This is a genomic window from Glaciecola sp. SC05 (genome assembly GCF_041380235.1).
Classification (GTDB): Bacteria; Pseudomonadota; Gammaproteobacteria; order Enterobacterales; family Alteromonadaceae; genus Glaciecola.
The window spans coordinates 44,048-70,425 of record NZ_JBGIYY010000021.1; the positions used below are offsets into that span (position 1 = coordinate 44,048).

The window sequence follows — 26,378 nt, forward strand, 5'->3', positions numbered from 1 at the left end:
AGAGCGGTTTTCGAGTATGTTAATAACACGCCGTACAACACATATTCAATGTGAACACGTTTAAAAAGAGCAACGCTATCAAATGAGCAGTCAATTTACCGCCTTAATTGCAGATGACCATCCGCTGTTTAGGAGCGCGCTCAATCAAGTATTATCACAGCAATTAAAATTGAGTGTCATGCAAGCTAATAATTTTCAGCAGACTTATGATTGTTTGCTCAATAACCCAGATTTAGATTTGGTTTGCCTCGATTTAAATATGCCTGATACCGAAGGTCTCAGCGGTATGACACGCATTCGGGCGGAATTTCCTAACACCCTCGTGATTATTGTATCGGCAGAAGAAAACCCCGTGATTGTTGAAAAGTGCATAGCTCTAGGCGCCAGTGCTTTTATTCCAAAATCCGTCGGTTTAGACAGCATATCTGAAGCGGTTACAACGGTATTAGATGGCGGGCAGTGGTTACCGAATGATTTTAATATGCCAGATCAAAATGCAGAGAAACTGCAGCAGTATCAGCTTATAGAGACGTTAACGCCCCATCAATTGAAAGTTTTGAACATGATTGCAAACGGTCTCTTGAATAAGCAAATAGCCTATGAGTTGGACATATCTGAATCTACAGTAAAACAACATGCCTCAGCGGTTTTACGTAAGTTGAACGTGAACAACCGTACGCAGGCAGGCATAATGTATAAACAAATTATGAGTTTAGAGTGATAAACATCGCTAACTAAGCACTCGGTCTGAGCCGGTTGTTTTTGCTTGATACAATTTTATATCAGCCTGTCGAATCGTTTCTTCAAATGACATATGACGGTGAGCGCTGGCAATTCCAAAGCTTAAACTTAAGTCGGTGTCTTTTAGCTCAGGAATAAGAATGTCCTTTTTAATTCCGTGACGAATTTTTTGCACGACCCTTTCGGTGGTCTCAGTATCGGCGTTGGCTAATATAACTAAGAATTCCTCGCCTCCCCACCTACTCACAATATCGGAGTCACGTACTTTGGCTTTTAAAATGCCGGCTACTTCCTTGATGAGCATATCGCCTACTTGATGCCCGAAGCTATCGTTAATATGTTTGAAATGATCAACGTCGCATAGCACTAATGAATAGCTGTCAAAACTTCTACGGCGTTGCTCAGAGCCCGAATACTCCATTAAATCATTCACGAATCGGCGATTATAGGTGCCGGTCAAAAGATCCATGTTGGCTTGCGAAAAGAGTTCCTTTTCATTACTTTGGTTATTGGATCGCAGATACAAGACGGTAAAAACAAATGGCATCGCCGAAAAAATAACATTCATCGCGTAGATGTAGTCGATCATACTTGCAAGCTGATAGGTAAATGCAATCTCTCGTGATGTTAGGGTTAGCACCACAAAGCTAATTACCACAATAAAGCAGAAGAACGTAGATTGTTTGAGTTTATTCGACGGTAGGGTCAGTAATAGCCCCATTACTGGCCATAAATAGTATTGAAAGCCAAGATCAGGACCAACAAAGTACGTCGCTAAAATAGCATGCATGTACATTTCTGCTGAAATCAGATAAACACTTTTTTCGTACTGCATTTTTTGAGAAAGAAAAAACGCATAAATCCATAGCACCACGCTGCCGATATTTAGCATCACCAGAAACACCGCGTCCATCAGTGCAAATAAAAACAACAAAACAATGTGTCCGATGGCGCCAGTAAAGCATATACTGCGCATTGATTTTTCTAATCGACGGTCACTGTGTTTAGATTCAAGTGCTTTATAACTGTCGTCGAGATGGTCTCGACCACTAGTAGGCGTTTTCATTAACTTCCCTTTACGATCAAATGCTAGCTTACAGGCTAACTACAACTATGATAGCTGCTGGTATTTTACACACTTAATCGTGTTTGTATTAATCTTTTTAAAGCTGCACCTTTGATGGGTTTTGGCAGGTAGCGCATATTATTTGCAATTGCTTGCTCTTGAATATGCTCAGACCGGTCGGCGCTACTCAGGATCATCGGTATTAATGTGTCAAATTTCTTTAGAAGCGCCTGACAAACGGCAATGCCAGTATCTGCATCGTCCAGGTGGTAGTCGGCAATGATAAGATCAGGTAGTTCATTTATTTCAAGTGCAGACGCTAAATGATGTGCATATTGCACATCTGCGCCCCAGTCGCCAAGCACCGCCCCAAGTGCTGTCGCAATTTGCGGATCATTTTCGAGAACTAATACGCTTTTTTGAGCGAGGAAAAACTGCTTAATAGCACTTGGTGTGAGGCTGGCAACGGGCTTTTTCTGTCCAGGCGGCTGACGCTTGATAAGCAAACCAAAGCAGGTTCCTTTGCCAATTTCAGACGCTAAGGATATGTCAATATTGAGCAGCTCAGATGTCCGCTCAACGATAGTTAAACCTAAACCTAATCCTTGATTGTCTTGATGCTCAAGTCTTTGAAATTCGTTGAACACTTTGCTTTGGTTGTCTTTTGCTATGCCTCGTCCCGTATCTAGCACTACAATTTCACAGTAATTATTCTTTCTTCTACGCACGCCTAACAGCACTTGGCCTTTATCAGTATAGCGTATGGCGTTTGCCAGCAGGTTCTGAATGACCCGGCTGAGTAAGCGTTTATCGGTCTTTACCCAAATGCTGGAAGGAATGTAGTTCACACAAATATTTTTTTGGTTGCCAATTATTGCGAAGTCATTCGCGAGATTTTGCAATAATTCGTCAAGAGCAAAGAGCGTGGGAGCAGGAATGATTTTGCCGGTCTCTAGTTTAGTAATTTCAATTAACATGCCGAGTAATTCGTCAGCATTATCTAAAGATTGAACCAAGTGTTGAGAAATTTCAGAGAGTTCAGATTTAGCCAGCTTTTCATGCAGCATTGAAGCAAATAGTGTCGCAGCGTTAAATGGCTGCATAAGGTCATGACCGGTAGCGGCCAAGAATTTAGTTTTCGACAAATTGGCATTTTCGGCTTCCATTTTTGCTAGCTCTAGCTCTTTAGTGCGAAGTAAAACACGTTGCTCTAAGTCTTCTTTGGCCAGCTCTAATTGTTGCTGGATTTTGATGTATTCGGTGATATCAGTAAACGAAGTTATATAGCCACCACCGGGCAAAGGGTTGCCAGAAATTTCAATAATCTTGTCCTGACTGTGCTGACGAATGTATTTATAGGCTTTACTTTGCTGCATCAAACGTAAGCGTTTTTCAACCGCCTCTTGAGTTTTCTCTTGTTTGATAGCGACATTATTTGGCGAGTTCGAAATGATCCCCCTGTTGGCATTGAATTCGAGAATTTGCGAAACGCTCAGGCCGTTTACTAAAAACCCTTTTGGGTAATCAAACAGTGCCTCGTATTGACGATTCCAAGCAACCAGCTTTAAATCTGAATCCACAACGCTGATACCCTGCGGCAAATGTGCAATAGATGATTGCAATACTTCATGATTAAACTGGAAAGACTGTGTGGCTAACTCGACCAATTCGGTGAGTTCTTGGGTATTGTCATAATCGTTTTCTGATATTGCATTTAGCAAAATACGCGCGCTGGCATTGCCAACATGTGATGCTAGGGTTTGCTCAGCTTCGAGCAGTAAATCAGGCGGGGTGGTTTGGCTGGCAAATTCCTTACGTTTAGCTAACTTTAAGGTAAATGTTGACGCGGTTGCTACAGGTAAAATGCGTTGCAGCATGGCGCTGAGTTTTTCAGCCGGAATAGAAAGGCTTGGGCGCGTTAATCCTGTGTTTGCAAAGGGATTAGCCAGTTTCTCCTTAAAGAGTAGTGAGCACAGCACCAACAGCGCAAAGTTCACGCTTAGCGACATAAATATAGCTAATGCAAACTTTTCATCAGACGGTGCAGGGGCAAAATAGTAACTTGAGAGCACTGCAGGGTAGAGCATTTGCGAAACGACGATAGTTGCACCGCTGATAAGGCCTACGATGGCTGCAGCTTTATGGGCTTTTTGCCAATATAAGCCAAGTAAAATAGCAGGTAAGGTTTGTGCCATGAGCGCGATAGCGATCGTCCCTGATTTAACTAAAGGTGATGCTTGGCTGATGTTTTGGTGATACCAATACGCAATAAACAACAATACTATTATGGTACTTTGCCTGATCCTAAGTAACTGCAGAGCGGATAGTCTAGGTTGCCCGGTGTGCAAATGTCGAGAGTATAGCCATATGGGAGTCAGTAGGTTATTGGCGACCATATTGCCAAGTGCAAGCGTAGCGACAATGATCATACTGGTAGATGCGGCTAGTCCTCCTAAATACCCCATTATGGTCACGCCATGGTTATTTTGAGAAATAGGAATAGACAGCACAAAGCTGTCAGAGTTTGCCGCGCCGTCATTAAATAATAGCTGACCGGTTAGAGCAATTGGCATTATAAAGAGCGTCATGAGCACCAAGTAGCCCGGAAACACCCAGCGCGCATGGCTAAGTTCACTATCATTATTGTTTTCAATGAAATTAATATGAAACTGACGCGGCAGGCAAAACATAGAACATATACCTAATAAGATATGGCTCAGGTATATCCATATCGCAAAGGGCTGCTCTAAGGTCGCTTTGGTGATTTCGTTATTGAGCGATTTATCGATCAGATCTAGCCAGCCATCGGAAAGCACATATACGCAGTAAATGCCGACCACCAATAACCCGAGTAGTTTGAGAATTGATTCAAAGGCTATGGTCAGCATAAGCCCGTTTCGCTTTGTGGTTAAATCAAGGGTGCGAGTGCCAAACCAAATTGAAAAGCCAGCCATAAACACCGTAACGTAAAGACTAATTGAACCAGACCAATCGCGGCTGTCTGCCGTCATAATAGTAATGGCTGAGCTAATCGCGTCTAGCTGCAAAGCGATGTAGGGAATGACACCTACAAAGCAAAGTATGACAACTAAGCCTGCCAATAAATTTGAGTGGTGGTAGCGAATGCCGATGAATTCGGCCAATGAACTTATTTTATATTGTCGGCACAAATGGGCAATTTTTCGAAGCACCGAAAGTCCAAATAGCATGACTAAGATAACGCCCAAATAGGTCGGAATAAATGCCCAACCAAATTGCAAAGACTGGGTTGTAGTGCCAAAAAATGCCCATGAAGTACAGTGCACACCTAAGGCTAAAGCATAAACTGAGCGCGGAGGGCGTCCTAGTTTATTTCCCCAAATCGCTACCCCAAATAGCATCAGTACATACGCACCGGTAATTAGGGCAAGGGTCCAAATTGAAAACATCGCAGTCCTTGTTCCGAGTTTAAGGGGGCGAGAAATTAAGAATAAACGTAACTATCAATAATAAGACGATTAAAAAAAATAAAAAAAGTGCCTTGAAGCACCTCAATCAATCCCCATTATAGCCAGCATTGCAAAGAATTGACTAGCCAAAGTAAGCGCGGAGAAGAGAATGAGTCAAGAACAAGATGCTAATCAGCCAAAGCCAGAAGACCTTGAGATAAACGAAACCTTAGATCAGGCGAGCGACGCAGAAGTTGAAGCAGGCGAACAGCCACAAGTGCAATCCTTAGAGCAAGCCCAGATCCAAGCGCTAGAAGAAGAGCTTGCTGTGGCCAATGCGACGATAAGCGAACAAAAAGACGGCGTATTACGTGCGCGTGCAGATATTGAAAATGCCCGTCGTCGTGCGGAGCTGGAAATCGACAAAGCGCGTAAATTTGCGCTTGAGAAGTTTGCAGGCGAATTACTGCCAGTAATTGACAACCTTGAAAGAGCAATGCAGTCAGCAAATTCAGAAGATGAAGCAATAAAACCATTGTTAGATGGTGTTGACCTTACCCTGAAGTCATTTTTATCTACCATAGAAAAATTTGGCCTAGAGATAGTCAATCCAGAAGGTGAGCAGTTTAATCCTGATCATCATCAAGCAATGTCTTTACAGGAATCAACAGAGCTGCCGGCCAATACCGTAATGGCAGTTATGCAAAAGGGATATTTATTAAACGGACGGCTTCTGCGTCCGGCCATGGTAATGGTCTCAAGAGCACCTTCTGAAGGTGTAGATACACAGGCGTAAGGCATAGGTGTTTGAAGAATTTTAATTATTCTGAAATAAGCCTATTGAAATTAAGGGTATTAACCCCACTTATTTAGCATCGAAACAGTTTAGTAAAACAAGATTTTTTGGAGAGATATACATGGGTAGAATCATCGGTATCGACTTAGGTACAACGAATTCATGTGTTGCCGTTCTTGACGGCGGCAAAGCGAAAGTAATTGAAAATGCAGAGGGTGATCGCACAACGCCCTCAATCATTGCGTATACGCAAGACGGTGAGACCTTAGTTGGTCAACCTGCTAAGCGTCAAGCAGTGACCAACCCCAAAAACACTTTATTCGCAATCAAGCGCTTAATTGGTCGTCGTTTTGAAGACGAGGAAGTGCAGCGCGATATAAGTATCATGCCTTTTAGCATCGTTAAAGCTGATAATGGCGATGCATGGGTAGAATCAAATGGCGAGAAGATGGCGCCTCCTCAAATATCTGCAGAAGTCTTGAAAAAGATGAAAAAAACTGCAGAAGATTATTTGGGTGAAGAAGTTACCGCAGCGGTCATCACTGTTCCTGCCTACTTTAACGATGCCCAGCGCCAAGCGACGAAAGACGCCGGGCGTATAGCAGGCCTTGAAGTTAAGCGTATTATCAATGAACCAACAGCAGCAGCCCTTGCCTACGGTATGGACAAGCAAAAAGGCGACAACGTCGTTGCTGTGTATGACCTTGGTGGTGGTACGTTTGATATCTCTATTATCGAAATTGATAACGTTGACGGCGAGCATACCTTCGAGGTACTTGCGACTAACGGTGACACTCACTTAGGTGGGGAAGATTTTGATAACCGCATGATTAACTATCTTGTGGAAGAGTTTAAGAAAGATCAAGGCTTTGATTTACGCAAAGACCCACTTGCTATGCAGCGTCTAAAAGAAGCTGGCGAAAAAGCAAAAATAGAACTTTCATCTGCTCAGCAAACGGAAGTGAACCTGCCATATATTACCGCTGACGCATCAGGTCCTAAGCATTTAGCGATTAAAGTTACGCGCGCCAAGCTTGAGTCATTAGTGGAAGAGCTAGTGAAAAAATCACTTGAGCCGCTTAAACAGGCTCTAGCCGATGCGGATTTATCAGTAGGTGACATTGACGACATCATTTTGGTAGGTGGTCAAACCCGCATGCCATTGGTACAAAAGTACGTGACTGACTTCTTTGGTAAAGCACCGCGTAAAGACGTCAACCCTGATGAAGCAGTAGCAGTAGGCGCTGCAATTCAAGGCGGTGTGTTGTCAGGTGAAGTGAAAGACGTGTTGTTGCTTGATGTATGTCCGCTGTCATTAGGTATCGAAACAATGGGCGGCGTAATGACGCCACTGATTGAGAAGAATACAACGGTGCCCACTAAAAAGTCACAGACCTTCTCTACGGCTGACGACAATCAATCGGCTGTAACTGTGCATGTGTTACAAGGTGAGCGTAAGCAAGCATCGGGTAATAAATCTTTAGGTCAGTTTAACCTTGAAGGCATTCGCCCTGCACCACGCGGAAACCCTCAGATTGAAGTAACCTTTGACATAGATGCGGACGGTATATTGCATGTGTCGGCAAAAGATAAAGACACCGGTAAAGAGCAAAAAATTACCATCAAAGCATCTTCTGGTTTAAGTGAAGACGAAATCAATCAAATGGTCCAAGATGCTGAAGCGAACAAAGACGCCGACGCAAAATTTGAAAAGCTTGTAACTGCACGCAATCAAGCAGACGGCATGATCCACGGTACTCGCAAGCAAATAGAAGAAGCTGGTGATGCCCTAGAAGCAGACGAGAAGGCTAAAATTGAAGCGGCTATTGATGAATTAGAAATCGCTCGTAAGGCCGACGATATTGAAGTCATTGAGCAGAAGAGTCAGGCATTGATGGAAGCTTCCGCCAAGCTAATGGAAATTGCACAAGCTAAGGCCGCAACACAAGGGGCTGAAGCTAAGGCTGATGGTCAAGAAGGCCAAAAAGCAGCGGCTGATGATGTTGTTGATGCGGAATTTGAAGAAGTCAAAGACGATGATAAAAAATAAGTAATTCGCTTTTTTAGCGACATTACAAGTATCAGGCGCATTCTCTCATAGGGGTCTGCGCCTGTTGTGTGATGGATAGTTGTGTAATGAACAGTTATATAGTCCATAGCAATTGTTGTAAAATTGAATGAATTAGCAGGAACAGTGGTTTATGTCTAAAAGAGACTATTACGAAGTATTAGGCGTGGCGAAAGGTGCCGAAGAGCGCGAAATTAAAAAAGCCTATAAAAAGCTTGCGATGAAATATCACCCTGACCGCGCGCAAGGGGATAAATCTTTGGAAGAAAAATTCAGAGAAGTCCAAGAAGCTTACGAAATATTGTCCGATGCACGTAAACGCGCTGCCTATGACCAATACGGGCATGCTGGTGTGGACCCTAACCGCGGTGGCGGTGGCGCCGGCGGCGCAGATTTTGGTGACATTTTTGGTGATGTGTTTGGTGATATCTTTGGTGGTGCAAGAGGCCGTCAATCGCGAGCGCGTCAGGGCTCTGATCTTCGCTACAACTTAGAAATGAGCTTAGAAGAAGCGGTGCGCGGCAAAGAAGTCGAAATTCGTGTCCCAACACTCGTTGAGTGTGATACCTGTGATGGCTCGGGGGCTAAAAAAGGTACCTCGCCTAGCACTTGCCCTACCTGTAAAGGAAACGGTCAGGTGCAAATGCGCCAAGGCTTCTTTGCGGTCCAGCAAACATGCCCAACCTGCTCTGGTAAAGGAAAGATCATATCTGATCCATGCAATCCATGTCGTGGGCAAGGCCGTGTTGAAAAAACCAAGACGCTTTCTGTGAAAGTGCCACCTGGCGTAGATACTGGCGATAGAATTAGATTGAGTGCAGAAGGTGAAGCCGGTGAGCATGGTGCACCAGCCGGCGATTTGTATGTTCAGGTTCATGTGCGCGACCACAGTATATTTACTCGTGACGGCAACAACCTGTATTGTGAAGTCCCGTTGAGTTTTACGACAGCTGCTTTAGGCGGTGATATTGAAGTACCTACCTTGGATGGAAAAGTGAAGCTGAAAATTACACCTGAAACTCAGACGGGTAAAATGTTCCGCCTCAGAGGGAAGGGCGTTAAGTCAGTGCGCAGCGGTGCCATAGGTGACTTGATGTGCAAAGTTGTGATTGAAACACCGGTAAATCTGTCTACTAAGCAAAAAGATTTACTCAAAGAATTTGAAACATCTATTAATGCTCAAAGTGCCAAGCATCGGCCAAAAGAGAAAGGTTTTTTTGATGGAGTGAAGCAATTTTTTGATGACTTGACAAGGAATCTAGATAAGTAATCTTAGGCTCATAAATATAAAGTAATATATTTCAAAATTGAAAAAAGAGTGGTGAAAGCCACTCTTTTTTTGTTTTAAAAATGAGTATCGGGATATTGCTATTGCGCAAATTTTCAGGGCGAGTAGGCTGTCCTGTGTGCGATAAACATGTGTATAAAATTCAGAATAGTGAATGGCGTCATATACATAGAGACCTTAAAGGTTAACAAAATTTAATCAAGTTTTTAACATTCTCAGTAAACCTATCGTTGATGATGAAGGTAACTAAACCTGAAACCTTTTCTACTACTACCAACTGAGAGTATAAAATGAAAAATATCAAAACAGCCCTAATTACCCTAGGCAGTGTGTTTGCATTAAGCGCATGCTTAGGAAGCGATAGCGATGAGCCAATTGACTTCGTTGATCCTGAGCCGCCCAGTTTAAGCGCGTCAGTGAGAATTGTTCACGCATCGCCCGATGCCCCAAATGTGAACGTACTGTCTAGTGGTAACAGCATATCAGGACTTAGCGACCTAGCTTATGAAACCGCTACTGGTTTGGCGTCCATACGCACTGGTCAATTTGATTTTGAAGTTGAAGCACTTCTCCCTGCAGGCGCGTCCGCGGTGGTTCTTGAGATCCCTGCGACTTTGGAAGATGGTAAAGAATATAATGTGTTAGCAGTGGGTGATACGGCAAACATTGCTGCTTTATTAGTCGTTAACGATGAAGCTGCAGTTGCCATGGACACTGTTAGAGCGCAAGTAGTACATGCTGCTCCAGCGGCTCCTACTGTTGACGTGTACGTTACCGCAGCCGATGCAAATATTGCAGACGAGCAACCATTAGCAACACTTTCGTTTAACGAGTTTACCGGACAGGTTGAAGTGCCTGCCGGTACTTATCGTATCAGAGTTACCGCTGCCGGCACGACCACAGTAGTATTTGATTCTGGATCTTTGGACTTAGCTGGTGGGTCAGACTTGTTCATTGCCGCGACCCAAAACGTGGGCGCCGGTGATGCGCCAATAAATCTACTGGTCGCAGATCGCACGAGCTCTTTTGTCATTGCTGATGTCAATACGACGGCGAAAGTCCGTGCTATTCACGGGATTGCTGATGCACCAGCTGTAGATGTATTTGCGGACGTAGAAGGCGATAACGACATTTTGTTGTTCGACGGCGCACCATTTAAAGGTGTAACTCCTTATATTAATGTGGCTGCGGGTGATTATTTGCTTGACGTCAAAGCAGATGCAGACAACAGCATAGTGGCGATTGACGATGCAGCGGTAAGTCTAGTAGCCGGCGTGCGCTATACCGCGCTTGCAAACAATACCCTAGCGATGGCAGATCTTGACTTAATAGTCGATGATGGTCGACGTTTAGCAACGGCGGCTCAAGTGCGTATATTCCACGCGTCTCAAGCAACTGGTGCGGTTGATATATATGTAAGTTCAGATGGTGAAATAGCGAACATTGAACCTGCATTTTCAGGCGTTGCTTACAGCACCGATATGCTTGCAGAGACTGGCTACGTGCAGTTAGCCGCGGGAGATTATGTGGTAACCGTTACTCCTACTGGGACCAAAACCGCAGCGATTGAAACAGGTGTATTGAGTCTTGAAGTAGGCAAAATATACACCGCTATTGCAGTTGATGGCGATATGGAAGGTGATGGACCTCAACTAATCGTTGCTGATGATTTTTAAACAATCACTATTAGCATAATAACGAAAGAAAGCCCAAAGACAATAAAATTGCTTTGGGCTTTTTACTTGCTGATAGCTCTACGTTTATAAGCAATTACAAACGATTGAGGGTAGCGTTAAACCTTTTTAATAAATCATCCGCTAAAGGCAGATAGGCGTAAACATATTTACTAACTCTGCGCCATGAAAGCGAATTTACATGAAACCAAACACCTTATTATTGACTGCGCTATTGTTCAGCACAGGCGTGCATGCTCAGTGGTCTGCTGGCGTTGCCGGAATCGGAAGCGCAACGCCTTACAAAGGTTTAAGCTCTGAGTCGATTGTGATCCCAATCGTGTCATACGAAGGGGAGCGCGTTATATGGCGTGGTCCATCATTACAGTACAAGCTAAGCGGCCTGAAACGTAACCAGCCAAGCTTACGCCTCAGTATCGATTTAGCACCTAACGAATTAGAGGCCGAAGAAAGTATTGAGTTATCAGGCATTGAAACACGTGATTTATCTTTTTTAGCCGGTATCAGATATATTCATCCTACCGAAATTGGCGAGTTTTCAGCCGTGTTGCAAACTGATATTACAAATAAACACGATGGCATTCGTGGCGCCGTTAATTTTGACCGCGTCCTTTTCAGTGCTGCTGATCGAAGTTGGGCACTTATTGGTGGTGTGCAAGTTGAATATTTGAACGACCGCTACGCAAACTATTATTTTGGTGTTTCCGAAGCCGAATCGATTGCGTCGAACTTTGCAGAGTATGAGGTTGATGCGCTTTGGCAAGGCGGTCTAACCTTAGGCGGATACTATCGTTTTGCTGGTAATTGGCAGTTTACGGCGCAAACGCGATGGTTGAGTCTTGCAACAGATATTAAAGACAGTCCTATTGTTGATGACAGCAGCAGCATCGACGGCTTTGTAGGTCTTACCTATCAGTTTTAACATCAAAAGAGCACAAGTCTAGGCGCTCTTTGCGCTATTATTTTCAAGCAAACATTTCTTTTAAAGCTTCACTAGAGTAACGTTATGCAGAAGTGTTGCCCGTGGGAGCGAGAGGAAGTCTGGTTTTGATAAATAAATATGGGTGTCTGCATATCTGTATTTATCGCTTCTGAATTGAATCGAGTCATGCGTGCCATTTACACTTTTCTACAACGAACTTGATTGTTTTAAAATTGTGAATGATTCTTGGGCCATAAAATTAGCGACAAGGTGCTTGTAGAAATTGCGCAGCGCTTAAACAGTCGCCGTGATTTATGCAGCACTAACACCAACACTAACACCTTAAAATTCATAAAAGAGCTAGTCACTTCGCTGAATATGGAATGTTTAATCGAAGGTATTGAAAGCACTAGCCAGAAACACCTCTTGCAACAATTAGGTTATGATCTACAGCAAGGTTACCTGCATGGTAAGCCGAAGGCTTTGAGTCACTATTTGCAAAAATGATAGATAAATACGATTCTTTATTGGTGAGCAGGGTAAATGTTGACTATGCTTAGCGTTGACGATGAGTTTGCAAAAGATACATTATTTTTAAACCTGATGTATCAGCTATATAAACTCCCGCAATTTTTAAACTAAAGAGGAAGGCTCTCATCCTCCGCTCGTTAATACTAAAAGGAAGCTTCATGAAAAAGATCATTTCATTTATTGCATTATTATCAATTGTGGCAAGCGCTAGCGCTATCGCCAATCCGGTTGAATCCGAAAAGCAAGCAAAAGCAGCGATTCAGTTTCGCCAAGCGATTTTACAACTCGTGCGCAGTAATATGGGTCCGATGGGCGCTATGGCAAAAGGGGATATTCCCTACGACAGCGAAGTCATGATGGTGAACAGTCAACGCATTGAACAGCTTGGCTTAATGATGGAAGACTATTTCGCAGCGGATACCCGAGCTTTCGACCTAGAAACCGGCGCAAAAGATAACATCTGGACCAATCAAGAAGACTTTAATAAAAAAGCTGAAAATATGGTAATGGCAGCTATACAGGTGCAAGAAGTTGCAAGTGCCGGTATGACTGATGACTATCGAAAGTCTATTGGCGCTTTAGGCGCTACATGCAAAGCTTGTCATGATGACTATAAAAAAGACTAAGATAACACTAGGAGAATGAATATATGACTAAGGCTTATGCTGCGGCAAAACCGGGCGCTAAATTAGAACTGATTGATGTTGAGCTGCCTCCTTTAGGTGCCAATGACGTCAAGATTAAAGTTGCATTTTGTGGAATATGTCACTCTGACTTATCAATGATTAACAATGAATGGGGCTTTTCTCAATATCCCTTAGTGGGCGGCCATGAAATAGTCGGCGAAGTTGTTGAGGTCGGTGGTGCGGTGAGTTCCAGCAAAGTTGGGCAAATTGTTGGTTTAGGCTGGCATGCTGGTTACTGTCAAAATTGCTACAGTTGTGACAGCGGCGACCATAATTTGTGTAGCAGCGCCCAACCTACCATTGCTGGCAGGCATGGCGGTTTTGCTGAATACGTTCAAGCCGATGAAAAGTCTGTGGTTGCCATTCCGCAAGGCGTTGACATGAAGTCTGCAGGCCCTTTATTTTGTGGAGGAATTACCGTATTCAATCCACTAGTGCAATTTGATATCAAGCCAACTGATAAGGTCGCGGTTATTGGGATCGGTGGTCTTGGTCATTTGGGATTGCAGTTTTTAAATGCTTGGGGATGCGAAGTAACTGCATTTACATCGAGTGAAAGCAAAGCAGATGAAGCTAAAAAAATGGGCGCTCATCATATTATTAATTCACGGGATGAGAAGGAAATTGAAGCGGCGGCTGCCTCATTTGACTTTGTGATAACCACAGTGAACGTGTCGCTTGATTGGAACCTATACTTAGGCACCCTGAAGCCTAAAGGCAGACTGCATTTTGTCGGTGCGACCCTTGAGCCGCTTAATATTGGTGTATTCAATATTTTATCGGGTCAAAAATCGGTATCGGGCTCGCCGGTAGGTAGTCCAGCCACAATCGCGACGATGTTAGATTTTTGTGCTCAGCACGGCATAAAGCCGATGGTCGAAATGTACGATATGAGCCAGATTAACGATGCTATGGCGCACCTTAAAAAAGGCGATGCAAGGTATAGGATCGTATTGCAAGCTGACTTTTAGTAACGAACCTGCCTTGTTGGTGTGAGCCAGCAAGGTAATTTTTTATGACTCACCAAAGCGCTTCTAATCACTCCTTTCAATTCTGCTCATCGCTTACTTTGCTTACCACAGCATTTCTGGCTCAGGAGCCAACACATTTACGAGCAAATATATCGTTACCGCAGTTATAAGCGCACATACCAAAAACCGAATCCAAGGGGTTTGAACGTCAGGTGGACTTTCAGAGCCGGCGGGTTTGTTGCCGTGGATCATTGCCGGTACCAATCGCTGCTGCTTTTTAAAAGTGTAAAAGACAATCGCACAAAGGTGCAATGCAATTAGACCCCACATCATTAAAAATGCATTGTGGTGTATGAAGTTCATAAGATCATCTATAGCTGCGCCAAGCGCACCATGATATGGACCATCAAGGAAGATATCGTCGGTCATAAATAATCCGCTGATGGCTTGACTTAACATCACGGCCAAAATTGCCAAGACCGAATATCCGCCTAAGGGGTTGTGCCCAAGATAGGTCTGAGTGTCGGTTTTGCCTTGTAGATATTTAATAGCAGTGACTGGAGAATATATGAAATTGGTAAAACGAGCATGATAGCTTCCAACGACCCCCCATATTATCCGAAATAGAAGAAGGCCCAGCGCGACATACCCGCCATAAAAGTGCAACTGCATGGCATCATCTAAGATATCGCCAGTCACAAACTGAAAAATAAATACAGTGACTAAGCCCCAGTGAAATAAACGGGTAGGGACGTCCCAAACCTTTACACTTGCCATGTCATTTACTTTCCTAAAATAGAATTTATAGTCATAGTCTTATCAATTTTTTCGGCTAGGTCAAAATTTACTATAAATAATTGTGTATTTATTTGCTAAAGTAGTGCCATTAAACATACTTTGAGCAGATTTATGACTAGGGTTGGAGTTTTAGGCGCAAATGGCCGTATGGGTCGTGTATTGATAGACGCGTGCTATCAGCATGCTAACCTCGCATTGGGTTTTGCAAGCGTGCGCAAGGGGTCTTCGTTCATCGGTATGGATGCGGGGGAGATTGCCGGTATTAATAAGCAGTATGTGACGCTGTCTGAGATCACGCCCCGTTTAATTGACAATGCTGATGTACTTATCGACTTTACATTGGCAGAAGCACTCGCTGATAATTTAAATATCGCGATAAAAAGTGCAAAACCTATCGTTATTGGTACTACTGGATTAAATCAAGAACAGCTGGCGCTGATTGATCTCGCCGCTAAGCAGGTGCCGATTGTATTTGCCGCGAACTACAGCGTGGGTGTGAATCTAATGCTTAATCTTGTCAAACAGGCGGCAAAGGTAATGGGTGAGCAAGCAGATATTGAGATTTTAGAGGCACATCATCGCTTCAAGAAAGACGCCCCATCAGGCACCGCAATGGCTATCGGAACAGCAATTGCACAAACGCTCGGTCGCAATTTAAGCACCTGCGCCGTATATGGCAGAGAGGGAACAACATCTGAACGCAACAAAGACACCATAGGGTTCGCCACGGTTCGTGCGGGAGACATCGTTGGTGAACATACCGTTTTGTTTGCAACATTAGGGGAAAGACTAGAAATTACGCATAAAGCATCTAGTCGTTTGACCTTTGCCAATGGCGCATTGGCTGCCGCAGAGTGGATTAAAAATAAGCCACCTGGACTTTATTCTATGCAAGATGTGCTGGCACTAAACTGATAAAAATAGAGTGTCCAGCTCATTTTTACCGATAAATCTATGTTTATTGTACTTTTGTGATTAATTTAAATAAGCAATAGACGCATTTATTATTCTTGTATATAATGCGCGGAATTTGCCAAAAATTAGTAATCCAGATGGGTTTTGTCGTTTTTGGTAGTGCCCAAAAGTCAGGTTTTTTATGACCTGCAGTGTAGTTGGGTAATCCTTATCGAGGATTTTTGGCAGAGACATAATGCGCTGTATTTTGTGAAATTAGCGTATAAATGCAGGAAATGCTGTAATTTACGGTATTTTCCTTAGTTATCTCTATAAAATAGGAGGTTGACTTGGCTGTTTCTGCCCTGCTTGTATTAGCCGACGGTTCAATTTTTAAAGGAACTGCAATTGGTGCACAAGGTAGCAGTGTTGGTGAAGTGGTTTTTAATACTTCAATGACCGGCTATCAAGAAATTCTCACCGACCCATCTTACGCTGAACAAATTGTTACTCTAACCTATCCCCATATCGGCAATACCGGCACTAATCCTGAAGATGTTGAATCAAACCAAATTTGGGCAAAAGGATTAGTAATTCGTGATCTTCCTCTGATTGCCAGCAACTTCCGCAACACCCTTGGATTAGACGCCTACCTAAAGCAAAACAATATTGTTGGCATTGCTGATATCGACACCCGACGGTTGACACGCGTGTTAAGAGAAAAAGGCGCGCAAAACGGCTGTGTACTTAGCATCGATTCTGAGCCAGATATTGATGAAGCGGCTCAGCAGGCATTGCAAAAGGCTATAGCTTTTCCCGGCATAAAAGGCATGGATTTAGCGAAAGTTGTGAGTTGTACGAGTCAACATGCATGGAACGACAGCGTCTGGGCATTGGGCAGCGGCTATGCTACAAATCTTCAAGATTTGCCATTTCATGTGGTTGCCTATGACTTTGGCGCAAAAAGTAATATTTTACGAATGCTAGTTGAGCGCGGATGCCGCCTGACCATCGTGCCTGCTCAAACCAGTGCAGAAGATGTAATGAAATTACATCCAGATGGGGTGTTTTTATCAAACGGTCCTGGTGACCCCGAACCTTGCGACTACGCAGTAGAGGCAATTAAGGTATTTTTAAACGCCAAACTGCCAGTATTTGGAATTTGCTTAGGTCATCAACTCTTGGCAATCGCTTGTGGCGCAACAACCGAAAAAATGAAGTTTGGTCATCATGGTGCCAATCACCCGGTGCAAGATATGCGTTCAAAACGCGTGATGATAACCTCACAAAACCACGGCTTTGCAGTAAACAGTGATAGCTTGCCCGCAAACGTAGAGGTAACTCACGTGTCTTTATTTGATAAGTCGCTGCAGGGCATTGAGCTTAATGACCGGCCGGCTTTTAGTTTTCAAGGCCATCCAGAAGCGAGTCCAGGTCCACAAGACGCTGCAGCCTTATTCGATCACTTTATCGATTTAATTAAACAAGCCAAGCAATAGGGAACGTAAATAATGCCTAAACGTACCGACATCAAAAGTATTTTGATTCTAGGCGCAGGTCCTATTGTAATAGGACAGGCCTGTGAATTTGATTACTCAGGCGCGCAAGCATGCAAAGCGCTCAGAGAGGAAGGCTATCGGGTTATTCTGGTTAATTCAAACCCAGCTACGATTATGACCGATCCTGAAATGGCAGATGCGACCTACATTGAGCCAATACATTGGGAAGTGGTTCGCAACATCATCGCTAAAGAGAGACCGGACGCGATTTTGCCAACAATGGGCGGCCAAACAGCATTGAACTGTGCTTTAGACCTAAATAAATTTGGTGTCTTAGCCGAATTTAATGTCGAATTAATTGGCGCCACCGCAGACGCTATAGATAAAGCGGAAGACCGCGAACGATTTGACAAGGCGATGAAGTCTATTGGCTTAGAGTGTCCGCATGCAGAAATCGCGCATGATATGACTCAAGCCCGAGATGTGCTTACTCGCATTGGTTTCCCTTGTATAATTCGGCCTTCATTTACAATGGGTGGCAGTGGCGGCGGTATTGCCTACAACATTGATGAATTTAATGAGATTTGTGCTCGTGGTTTAGATTTATCACCTACATCAGAATTGTTGATTGACGAATCTTTGATCGGATGGAAAGAATACGAAATGGAAGTGGTGCGTGATAAAGCAGATAACTGCATTATTGTCTGTACCATCGAAAATTTTGACCCAATGGGTGTGCATACCGGTGATTCTATCACCGTGGCTCCAGCACAAACCCTTACCGATAAAGAATATCAAATTATGCGTAATGCCGCGATGGCAGTGCTGCGCGAGATTGGCGTTGAAACCGGTGGCTCAAATGTGCAGTTTGGAGTGGACCCTGAAACCGGGCGAATGGTTATCATTGAGATGAACCCGAGGGTTTCCAGATCGTCTGCATTAGCGTCAAAAGCAACCGGGTTCCCGATTGCGAAAATTGCAGCTAAGCTTGCAGTGGGTTTCACTCTCGATGAACTGGCTAACGATATTACCGGTGGTCTTACACCTGCATCATTTGAACCCTCTATCGACTATGTAGTAACCAAAATTCCGCGCTTCAACTTCGAAAAATTCGCCGGCGCTAACGACCGTTTAACCACGCAAATGAAATCGGTAGGCGAGGTGATGGCGATTGGTCGTAATCAACAAGAGTCATTGCAAAAAGCACTGCGCGGATTAGAAGTGGGTGTGTCTGGTCTCGACCCGATTCTCGATTTAGATGACCCAGAATCGAAAAATATCCTCATTTATGAACTGCGTGAACCAGGTGCTCAGCGTATTTGGTACATTGGTGATGCATTTAGAATGGGCATGACGGTAGATGAAGTATTTACGCTTACCAATATAGATCGTTGGTATTTAGTGCAAATTGAAGATTTAATAAATACTGAAAAACAGATAAAACGTATCGGATTGAAAGGCATAAATGCAGACATGATGCGTACACTAAAACGTAAAGGTTTTGCAGATTTACGAATTGCAGAGCTCACTCAGGTAGCTGAAAGCGATGTACGCAATATGCGCACAAAGATGGATATTTTACCTGTTTATAAACGTGTTGATACTTGTGCTGCCGAGTTCGCAACGTCTACTGCCTACATGTATTCAACCTACGACGAAGAATGTGAAGCCAATCCAACTGACCGAAAAAAAATCATGGTCTTGGGAGGCGGTCCAAACAGGATTGGTCAGGGTATTGAATTTGATTATTGCTGCGTACATGCCGCACTTGCCATGCGCGAAGACGGCTACGAAACGATTATGGTCAACTGTAACCCTGAAACAGTCTCGACCGACTACGATACCTCAGACCGTCTTTATTTTGAATCGGTTACCCTTGAGGATGTGCTCGAAATCGTGCGGATAGAGAAGCCTAAGGGCGTAATCGTGCAATATGGTGGACAAACCCCCCTAAAACTCGCCAGAGCCTTGAAAGCTAACGGCGTGAACATTATTGGCACGTCGCCTGACGCGATTGACCGAGCCGAAGATCGTCAGCGTTTCCAGCAAATGGTGAATAAGCTGGGTTTGAAACAACCCGCCAACGCGACGGTGAGAAATATCGAAGAAGCTTTGGTTTGTGCCGAAGAAATCGGTTTTCCGTTGGTGGTGCGTCCTTCATATGTGTTGGGCGGGCGGGCAATGGAAATTGTTTACGACATAAAAGATTTACAACGTTATTTGAACGAAGCGGTTAAAGTGTCAAATGATAGCCCTGTATTGTTGGATCGTTTTTTAGATGACGCCATAGAAGTCGATATCGACGCGATTTGTGACGGTGAACAGGTGCTTATTGGCGGCATTATGGAGCATATCGAACAGGCCGGGGTGCATTCAGGGGATTCTGCATGCAGCTTGCCGCCGTATTCGTTGTCTAAAGAGATCCAAGATGTAATGCGCGAGCAAGTCACACAAATGGCATTAGAGCTTGAAGTCCGCGGGCTCATGAATACTCAGTTCGCCATCAAAGATAACGAGGTTTACCTTATCGAGGTCAATCCGCGAGCAGCCAGAACAGTGCCGTTTGTATCTAAAGCAACGGGCATGCCGCTTGCGAAAATAGCGGCTCGAGTGATGGCCGGTAAAAGCTTGAAAGAGCAGGGCGTAGAAAAAGAAATTATCCCGCCGTTTTATTCGGTAAAAGAAGTGGTGTTGCCTTTTGCGAAGTTCCAAGGCGTTGATCCGCTGCTTGGACCAGAGATGCGCTCAACCGGCGAAGTCATGGGAGTTGGGGTTGATTTCGAAGAAGCTTACGCCAAAGCTAACCTAGGTGCTTCTGCGCCTTTGCCTATTGCTGGAAAAGTGCTGCTCTCGGTGCGCAATAATGACAAAGTCCGCGTAATTGAGTTAGTTAAGGATATGATATCAAAAGGCTTTACCATTGAGGCAACCAGCGGCACAGCAAAGACGATTCGGAAAGCGGGTATAGACTGCACAGTAGTAAATAAGTTAAGCGAAGGTCGTCCAAATATTGTTGATGCGATTAAAAATGGTGAATATTGCTACGTAGTCAATACCACCGAAGGTCGCCAGGCGATTACTGATTCGGTGTATATTCGTCGCGAAGCTTTGCTTAATAAAGCCGCATATACCACTACCTTAAATGCCGCTTTTGCAACAATGAAGGCAAGTGCTTCAGACGCGAAAGTAAATGTTATTTCCGTGCAAGAACTGCATAAGAAAATTACTGGCTAAATCTGGGGTGATTGATTGGTAACTTTGCACTATACTTAGGTCAGTAGCGTACTAAAAGTAATGAATGAAAAACGAATGCATCTGCATTCGTTTTTGTTTTATTGGCGCAAAGCCGAAAATCTAACCATATTAAAAGAGAAAAACGATGACTAGCTATCCTATGACTGCTGATGGCGCGAAAAAGCTCCGCGATGAATTAGACCAATTAAAATCAGTTGATCGGCCAAGAATCATTAAATCAATAGCTGAGGCTAGAGAGCATGGCGATCTAAAAGAGAACGCTGAGTATCATGCTGCTAGAGAACAGCAAAGCTTTTGTGAAGGACGAATTCAAGATATTGAAGGAAAATTATCCAACGCACAAATCATTGATGTTACGAAACTCACCAACAATGGCAAAGTAGTGTTTGGTGCGACGGTAACAATCTTAAATACCAAAACGGACGAAGAAACCACTTACCGTATCGTCGGTGATGACGAAGCGGATATTAAAAAGAACTTGATTTCCGTTAATTCACCCTTCGCAAGGGGCATGATAGGCAAAGAAGTTGACGATATTGCAACTATTCAAACCCCCGCTGGTATCGTAGAAGTTGAAATTACAGAAGTCCTTTATAAATAACGTCGACCGGAATGCGTTTTTGTAGTGCGTGGGTTAACATCGTTGGTTGTTGAACGCACGCGCTATTTGATAGCGGCTAGCGTATGCATCATTCTCCCCGCTAGCTGGATATTTAACGAGCTGGCGATGATAACTCAGCAGTAAATCTATAGAAAAACGATTAGCAGGAGTGTTTTCATGGGCGCTATCCTCCATTTTATGGACGCTTAAGCATTGTTTTCTTCCCTCTTAGCGCGGCTATCAACCAACTACTTCTGGTATTTTGCCGTTATCGGTCTAATGTCGCCCTTTTTGGCAGTATTTCTTGATAACCGAGGCTTATCGTCGCTAGAAATCGGCGAAATAATAGCGGTAGTTACGGCAACTAAAGTAATTGGGCCGACACTTTGGGCTATGTTGTCTGACCGAACTGGAAAACAGTTGCCAATCATTCGTCTGGGCGCTGGGCTTTCGCTACTGTCCTTTGTTTTTTTATTTTGGTTCGATAGCTATTGGTTCATGCTAACGTTCTTGGCTTTGTTTAGTTTGTTTTGGACCGCTATTTTGCCTCAACTAGAGGTTATGACCTTAACTTCTATTCGACGAAGCCCCAAAATTTATGCTCGGATCCGACTTTGGGGTAGCCTTGGTTTTATAGTGGCTGCGGTAATTGCAAGTGAATTGATAGCGCGTTTTGGCGCCGAATCCTACCTACTGATTGGTCTTTTAATATCCTTAGGTTTGGCGGCATCAACGATGATATTAAAGCAGCCGCGTCATCAAGCCTCCAAACTGGGTAATCAAGGCTCTATTTTTGGGAAAGTCTTCACATATCGCTTTGTATTGTTCTTTTTGGCGGGTGTGATGCTGCAAGTCAGCTTCGGCCCGTACTATGGATTTTTTGCCTTGTATTTAGATGACTATGGTTATCAGGGCTATACAGTAGGCTTATTAGTTGGACTAGGTAGTTTTGCAGAGATTGGTGTATTTTTAATTGCCGGTAGGCTTTTTCGGCGCTTTAGTATTAAGCAATTATTAGTATTTAGCATGCTGTCTGCAGTGTTACGATGGTCTCTAACTGCAGCGTATACCGATTTGCCGTCGGTGCTAGTTTTTAGTCAACTCCTGCATGCTTTTAGCTTCGGGATTTATCACAGTGCTTCTATACAGTTTTTACATCTGCATTTTGCTGCTGATCAACAAAATCGAGGTCAAGCAATTTATATCGCAGGCGTGTATGGCGTTGGTGGTGCGCTTGGTGTATATGCCACAGGTGCGATTTGGTTTGATGGGGCAGGAGGGCAGAATGCATTCTACTTAGCTGCTGTTGCCGCGCTAATTGGGGCTATTTTGGCTTTGTTTTTACCGTCTATCCATCGTAAAACTGTTGCTTAAAAATGATCAAGCGACTTGCTTTAGTTAACTATTTCTCTGTATTGTTTTTTGATTGATACATGGCTAAATCTGACTTTGTGCGCAGTTCATCAGCACTGCTGCCATCGTCTGGATACAGCGCAATCCCGATGCTGCCTGATACAGTCAGGGTAGTGCTCCCAATATCAATAGCATTGCGCCAAACTCCTTCAATGCGCTCTAATATAGGGCTTAACTCTTGTTTTGAATGAATGCTAGGAAGGATAAATAAAAATTCATCACCACCAACTCGACATGGAATATCAATTTCTCTCAATACGGAGCGCATTCTTGCGGTAACTTCAGTGAGTACCCTATCGCCAACTGAGTGGCCGTGCTGATCATTGATCTGTTTGAAATTGTCTAAGTCGATGAATACGACGGCAACTTTAGTATGGTCTCGGTCAGCAAGGCTGATTGCGTGTTCTAGATGGGGCATTGACAGTCTATGGCAACTATATCCGGTTAAGCTGTCGATGTTCGCTAATCTTTCTATGTCTTGCTTTTGTTGCTCGATCTCGCTAATAAGCTCGCTAAAATATCGATAACACTGACGGGCGCTTATCAATGTGAAAATGCTTACCATACTTGTTCCAACCGCCACGATTGCCCACGCACCAAAAGTGCTTGCATAGGCGTTAGGACTGATTGAATATTGGATATATCCATTTACGAATAAATATCCAATGGTCGAGAAGAATATGAACCAGCAAATCGCATAGGCAATAGCGGCTCTTGAACCCCAGCCAATTGCTACGATCAGTGCACAAAAGGCTGAAAATGCCGCTGTACCCGTTTGCAAACCAAAGGCCATCGTGCCGGATATCACCATTGAGGTTAACAGCGTCACAATAATGAATAAATTGACCTTGTAGCCTCGTTGGTATTTAATAAAATAACAGGCGCAAACAATCAAAGTGATCACAACATGGTGCACGAACACAAATTGATAGCCAATAGTAAACCAGCGCAAGAGTGAGATTGGCAATGCAAACATGCACACACATACAAACCCTAAAAGCAGATTACGAGTAAGTTGCTCTTTAAATTTCAGTAGCGATTGCTCAAACGCTAAGCTTTGCGACACATTCATACTTCATAACTACAATGAACTTTAGTCTAAAGGTTAGGACGAGATTGCACAAATTACCAGCAGTTTATTGTTTAAACGCTAATAGCGCGCTTTTTAGGCGATTGTAGTTCGTCAATAAACATCCAGGTCAAAGATAAGCTAATATTACATTTAGCTACTTTCAATAGCAGACATCTCAACTAAAAGTAAGATACTATTGTGCATTATGTATTTAGCTGAAACCGTAATAAGCCAGCTATGCTTAATGTATATACAGATAGTGTTGTTACACTTATCTTTCGTAAATTAATAGACGAGAAGCAAGATGCCAAAAGCCAGTGAAATCAAGAAAAATGCCGCAATTGAACTCAACGGAAACGTTTACTTTGTAAAAGATATTGCGAAGCTAACACCGAGCGGTCGAGCGGGAGCGAGTCTTTATAGGATGCGTTTATACGATGTTGCCACTGGTGCAAAAGCTGATGAAAGTTTTAAAGCCGATGAAATGATAAACACGGCAGATTTTAGTAAAAAGAAAGTCATGTTTTCATATGTGGACGGCCAAGAATATGTGTTTATGGACAATGAAGACTACACGCCTTATTCCTTAGATAAAGAAACAATTGCCGATGAGCTTATGTTTATCACTGAAGAGACCACAGGTTTGCAGGTACTCTTAGTTGACGATAAACCGGTGGGAGTCGAACTGCCAGCATCTGTTGACCTTGTTATAACAGAAACAGACCCTTCCATAAAAGGCGCGTCGGCTACCTCTCGCACCAAACCTGCAGTTCTGTCGACTGGACTTACTGTGCAGGTGCCTGAATATATTTCTACGGGTGAAAAAATTAAGGTCAATACCGCTGAAGGTAAATTTACAAGTAGAGCGTAACGCAAGAAAAATTAGTATCAGCACCCGGCAAGGTGCTGGTACGCAAAAAATGTTGCGACCAAGCGCCTGACTGCCTTGTTACGCAACAGCTTATTATTGACACCTTTATTTAAATGTCTGCAGCAAAGGCCTGATCAGCTCTTAGGCGCTGATTAGCTAACTCTAAGGCTTGCGTTCGGTTTTGTACAAAGTCCGCATCATTAAGCAGGTCTTGTAAGCCCATGCGCATTAGCTTGTTTTTAGACGCTTCTTTATTTACCAACATCAAAATATGTTTATCGAGAGATTGTGCATCTTTTACTAAGTTTTCAATGGTCAGGGCGATGGTATCGTCTAAAAACGAGACATCGCTTAAGTCAATGATCACTACGGCGTGCTCTCCGAGTGAACTGAGCTCTCTTGACAGCGCTTTGGACACTCCAAATATCATAGTGCCGCTGAGGTAAAAGTATAGTATTTCGCCGTTTGCTTGATTCAGCAGTTTACGCTGTTGTGCATTAAGGGGGAGCCTGCCGTCAACGTCACTTATGGCTTTTATATTTTTTTCTTGAGAGGCCGAGAGCTTTTCGATGGTAATGATATTAGCAATAAATACTCCAATACCAACTGCTACCACAAGGTCCACAAATACCGTCAATAACAAAACGCCGTACATGATGACGCTCGTTTGCTTGGATACTCGGTGTGCTCGTTTAATAAAACTCCAATCAAGGATATCAATGCCTACTTTGATTGCTATACCCGCAAGCACAGCGATGGGAATAAGCGATATTAAGGACGAAGCGCCAAACACGGCGACCACTAACACACCAACTCTCACTAGGCCGGAAAGGGCAGTTTTTGCACCGGTCTGAATATTTACCACGGTTCCCATGGTTGCTCCGGCTCCTGGCAGCCCGCCAAATAAACCTGATGCTAAGTTACCCATACCTTGACCGATGAGCTCTTTGTCTGATTTATGTTCGCTGCGCGTAAGGTTATCTGAAATAACAGAGGTCAGCATGGAATCGATGCAGCCCAATACACCAAGAACAATGCCGTCTAATACCATGGTTTGTAATTGATCTGCAGTAAATGTAGGCATGACCATGCTTGGTAAGCTGATATTTATTTCACCAATTCTGCTGATATCGGACTGCCCAAACACCCACACACTTATCAGTGAAATTAGCAAAAGTGCAATGAGTTGAGGTGGTACCCAATGTTTAATTTTGCGAGGAGTAAAAAATATCAGGCCAAGTGTAGCTATAGCCATGCCTGCTTCCAGCCAACTTATATTGGCAAATACTTCTGGAAACGCCATCAGTGCCCCTGTAACGCCGCCCGCGGGTGCTGAGGAGCCAAGAGCCGGTGCTATCTGCATAATGATGAGTATGCAGCCAATACCCGACATAAATCCGCTAATAACCGAATAGGGCATCAAGGTAATGTATTTACCTAATCTTAGTAATCCAAATATAATTTGCGTGACACCCGCTATCATCACTACCGTAAACGCCATGGCTAGTCCATTTTCTGGATACTTGGCTACCATTGTTGTGACAACCGCCGCCATGATCACGGTCATTGGACCTGTAGGCTCAGAAATAAGCGTTGGCGTACCGCCAAACATAGCCGCAAAAAATCCGATGATAATGGCGCCATAGAGCCCTGCTTCCGCACCTGCTCCAGAGGCTACACCAAATGCGAGCGCTAATGGTAGAGAGACGATGGCAGCGGTAACACCACCTAAAATATCGCCTTTGAGGTTGGACATATTGATGATATTGAGGATTTGCAAAATA

The 26,378-nt window shown here is 43.7% G+C and carries 20 protein-coding genes; 15 read left to right on the plus strand and 5 right to left on the minus strand.

Annotation, left to right across the window (positions count from 1 at the left end):
• Positions 1-82 precede the first annotated feature (82 nt).
• Positions 83-721: a response regulator gene (locus AB9H30_RS16725; protein ID WP_371195868.1), complete on the plus strand. Its 639-nt coding sequence runs from the start codon at positions 83-85 to the stop codon at positions 719-721.
• Between the two features lie 9 nt (positions 722-730).
• Here AB9H30_RS16725 and AB9H30_RS16730 read toward each other — a convergent pair whose 3' ends face one another.
• Complete coding sequence (locus AB9H30_RS16730) at positions 731-1,807, minus strand: GGDEF domain-containing protein (protein WP_371195869.1); 1,077 nt, start codon at positions 1,805-1,807, stop codon at positions 731-733.
• Positions 1,808-1,872: 65 nt separating this feature from the next.
• Complete coding sequence (locus tag AB9H30_RS16735) at positions 1,873-5,235, minus strand: PAS-domain containing protein (RefSeq protein WP_371195870.1); 3,363 nt, start codon at positions 5,233-5,235, stop codon at positions 1,873-1,875.
• A gap of 169 nt (positions 5,236-5,404) precedes the next feature.
• Here AB9H30_RS16735 and grpE point away from each other — a divergent pair, with 169 nt between their 5' ends.
• From grpE to AB9H30_RS16775, 8 genes are all read left to right on the plus strand, one after another.
• Entirely contained in the window at positions 5,405-6,031 is a 627-nt protein-coding gene (gene grpE / locus AB9H30_RS16740) for a nucleotide exchange factor GrpE (RefSeq protein ID WP_371195871.1), read from the plus strand.
• A 121-nt stretch (positions 6,032-6,152) separates the two neighbouring features.
• Positions 6,153-8,081, plus strand: a complete 1,929-nt coding sequence (gene dnaK / locus AB9H30_RS16745) for a molecular chaperone DnaK (RefSeq protein ID WP_371195872.1) — start codon at positions 6,153-6,155, stop codon at positions 8,079-8,081.
• A 151-nt stretch (positions 8,082-8,232) separates the two neighbouring features.
• Positions 8,233-9,369 (plus strand): molecular chaperone DnaJ, encoded by a 1,137-nt coding sequence (gene dnaJ / locus AB9H30_RS16750; RefSeq protein ID WP_371195873.1) that lies wholly within the window; start codon positions 8,233-8,235, stop codon positions 9,367-9,369.
• A gap of 308 nt (positions 9,370-9,677) precedes the next feature.
• Complete coding sequence (locus AB9H30_RS16755) at positions 9,678-11,063, plus strand: DUF4397 domain-containing protein (RefSeq protein ID WP_371195874.1); 1,386 nt, start codon at positions 9,678-9,680, stop codon at positions 11,061-11,063.
• Between the two features lie 199 nt (positions 11,064-11,262).
• Complete coding sequence (locus AB9H30_RS16760) at positions 11,263-12,003, plus strand: MipA/OmpV family protein (RefSeq protein ID WP_371195875.1); 741 nt, start codon at positions 11,263-11,265, stop codon at positions 12,001-12,003.
• Between the two features lie 246 nt (positions 12,004-12,249).
• Positions 12,250-12,510: an EAL domain-containing protein gene (locus tag AB9H30_RS16765; protein ID WP_371195876.1), complete on the plus strand. Its 261-nt coding sequence runs from the start codon at positions 12,250-12,252 to the stop codon at positions 12,508-12,510.
• Positions 12,511-12,692: 182 nt separating this feature from the next.
• Positions 12,693-13,160, plus strand: a complete 468-nt coding sequence (locus tag AB9H30_RS16770; RefSeq protein WP_371195877.1) for a cytochrome c — start codon at positions 12,693-12,695, stop codon at positions 13,158-13,160.
• 23 nt (positions 13,161-13,183) lie between these two features.
• Entirely contained in the window at positions 13,184-14,191 is a 1,008-nt protein-coding gene (locus AB9H30_RS16775) for an NAD(P)-dependent alcohol dehydrogenase (protein WP_371195878.1), read from the plus strand.
• A gap of 102 nt (positions 14,192-14,293) precedes the next feature.
• On the opposite strand, the gene AB9H30_RS16780 is transcribed toward AB9H30_RS16775, so the two are convergent.
• Complete coding sequence (locus tag AB9H30_RS16780) at positions 14,294-14,968, minus strand: cytochrome b/b6 domain-containing protein (RefSeq protein WP_371195879.1); 675 nt, start codon at positions 14,966-14,968, stop codon at positions 14,294-14,296.
• 132 nt (positions 14,969-15,100) lie between these two features.
• Here AB9H30_RS16780 and dapB point away from each other — a divergent pair, with 132 nt between their 5' ends.
• From dapB to AB9H30_RS16805, 5 genes are all read left to right on the plus strand, one after another.
• Entirely contained in the window at positions 15,101-15,904 is an 804-nt protein-coding gene (dapB, locus tag AB9H30_RS16785) for a 4-hydroxy-tetrahydrodipicolinate reductase (RefSeq protein ID WP_371195880.1), read from the plus strand.
• A 329-nt stretch (positions 15,905-16,233) separates the two neighbouring features.
• Entirely contained in the window at positions 16,234-17,382 is a 1,149-nt protein-coding gene (carA, locus tag AB9H30_RS16790) for a glutamine-hydrolyzing carbamoyl-phosphate synthase small subunit (RefSeq protein ID WP_371195881.1), read from the plus strand.
• 12 nt (positions 17,383-17,394) lie between these two features.
• Positions 17,395-20,616: a carbamoyl-phosphate synthase large subunit gene (gene carB / locus AB9H30_RS16795; RefSeq protein WP_371195882.1), complete on the plus strand. Its 3,222-nt coding sequence runs from the start codon at positions 17,395-17,397 to the stop codon at positions 20,614-20,616.
• A gap of 145 nt (positions 20,617-20,761) precedes the next feature.
• Complete coding sequence (greA, locus tag AB9H30_RS16800; RefSeq protein ID WP_371195883.1) at positions 20,762-21,238, plus strand: transcription elongation factor GreA; 477 nt, start codon at positions 20,762-20,764, stop codon at positions 21,236-21,238.
• A 213-nt stretch (positions 21,239-21,451) separates the two neighbouring features.
• Positions 21,452-22,612: an MFS transporter gene (locus tag AB9H30_RS16805; protein WP_371195884.1), complete on the plus strand. Its 1,161-nt coding sequence runs from the start codon at positions 21,452-21,454 to the stop codon at positions 22,610-22,612.
• Positions 22,613-22,640: 28 nt separating this feature from the next.
• Here the strand turns inward: AB9H30_RS16805 and AB9H30_RS16810 are convergent, their stop codons facing one another.
• Entirely contained in the window at positions 22,641-23,723 is a 1,083-nt protein-coding gene (locus AB9H30_RS16810) for a diguanylate cyclase domain-containing protein (protein WP_371195885.1), read from the minus strand.
• A 304-nt stretch (positions 23,724-24,027) separates the two neighbouring features.
• Here AB9H30_RS16810 and yeiP point away from each other — a divergent pair, with 304 nt between their 5' ends.
• Positions 24,028-24,594, plus strand: a complete 567-nt coding sequence (gene yeiP, locus AB9H30_RS16815; protein WP_371195886.1) for an elongation factor P-like protein YeiP — start codon at positions 24,028-24,030, stop codon at positions 24,592-24,594.
• A 109-nt stretch (positions 24,595-24,703) separates the two neighbouring features.
• Here yeiP and AB9H30_RS16820 read toward each other — a convergent pair whose 3' ends face one another.
• The gene (locus AB9H30_RS16820) at positions 24,704-26,374 is read right to left on the minus strand and encodes a SulP family inorganic anion transporter (RefSeq protein WP_371195887.1); all 1,671 of its coding nucleotides are present in this window, start codon (positions 26,372-26,374) and stop codon (positions 24,704-24,706) included.
• Positions 26,375-26,378 lie beyond the last annotated feature (4 nt).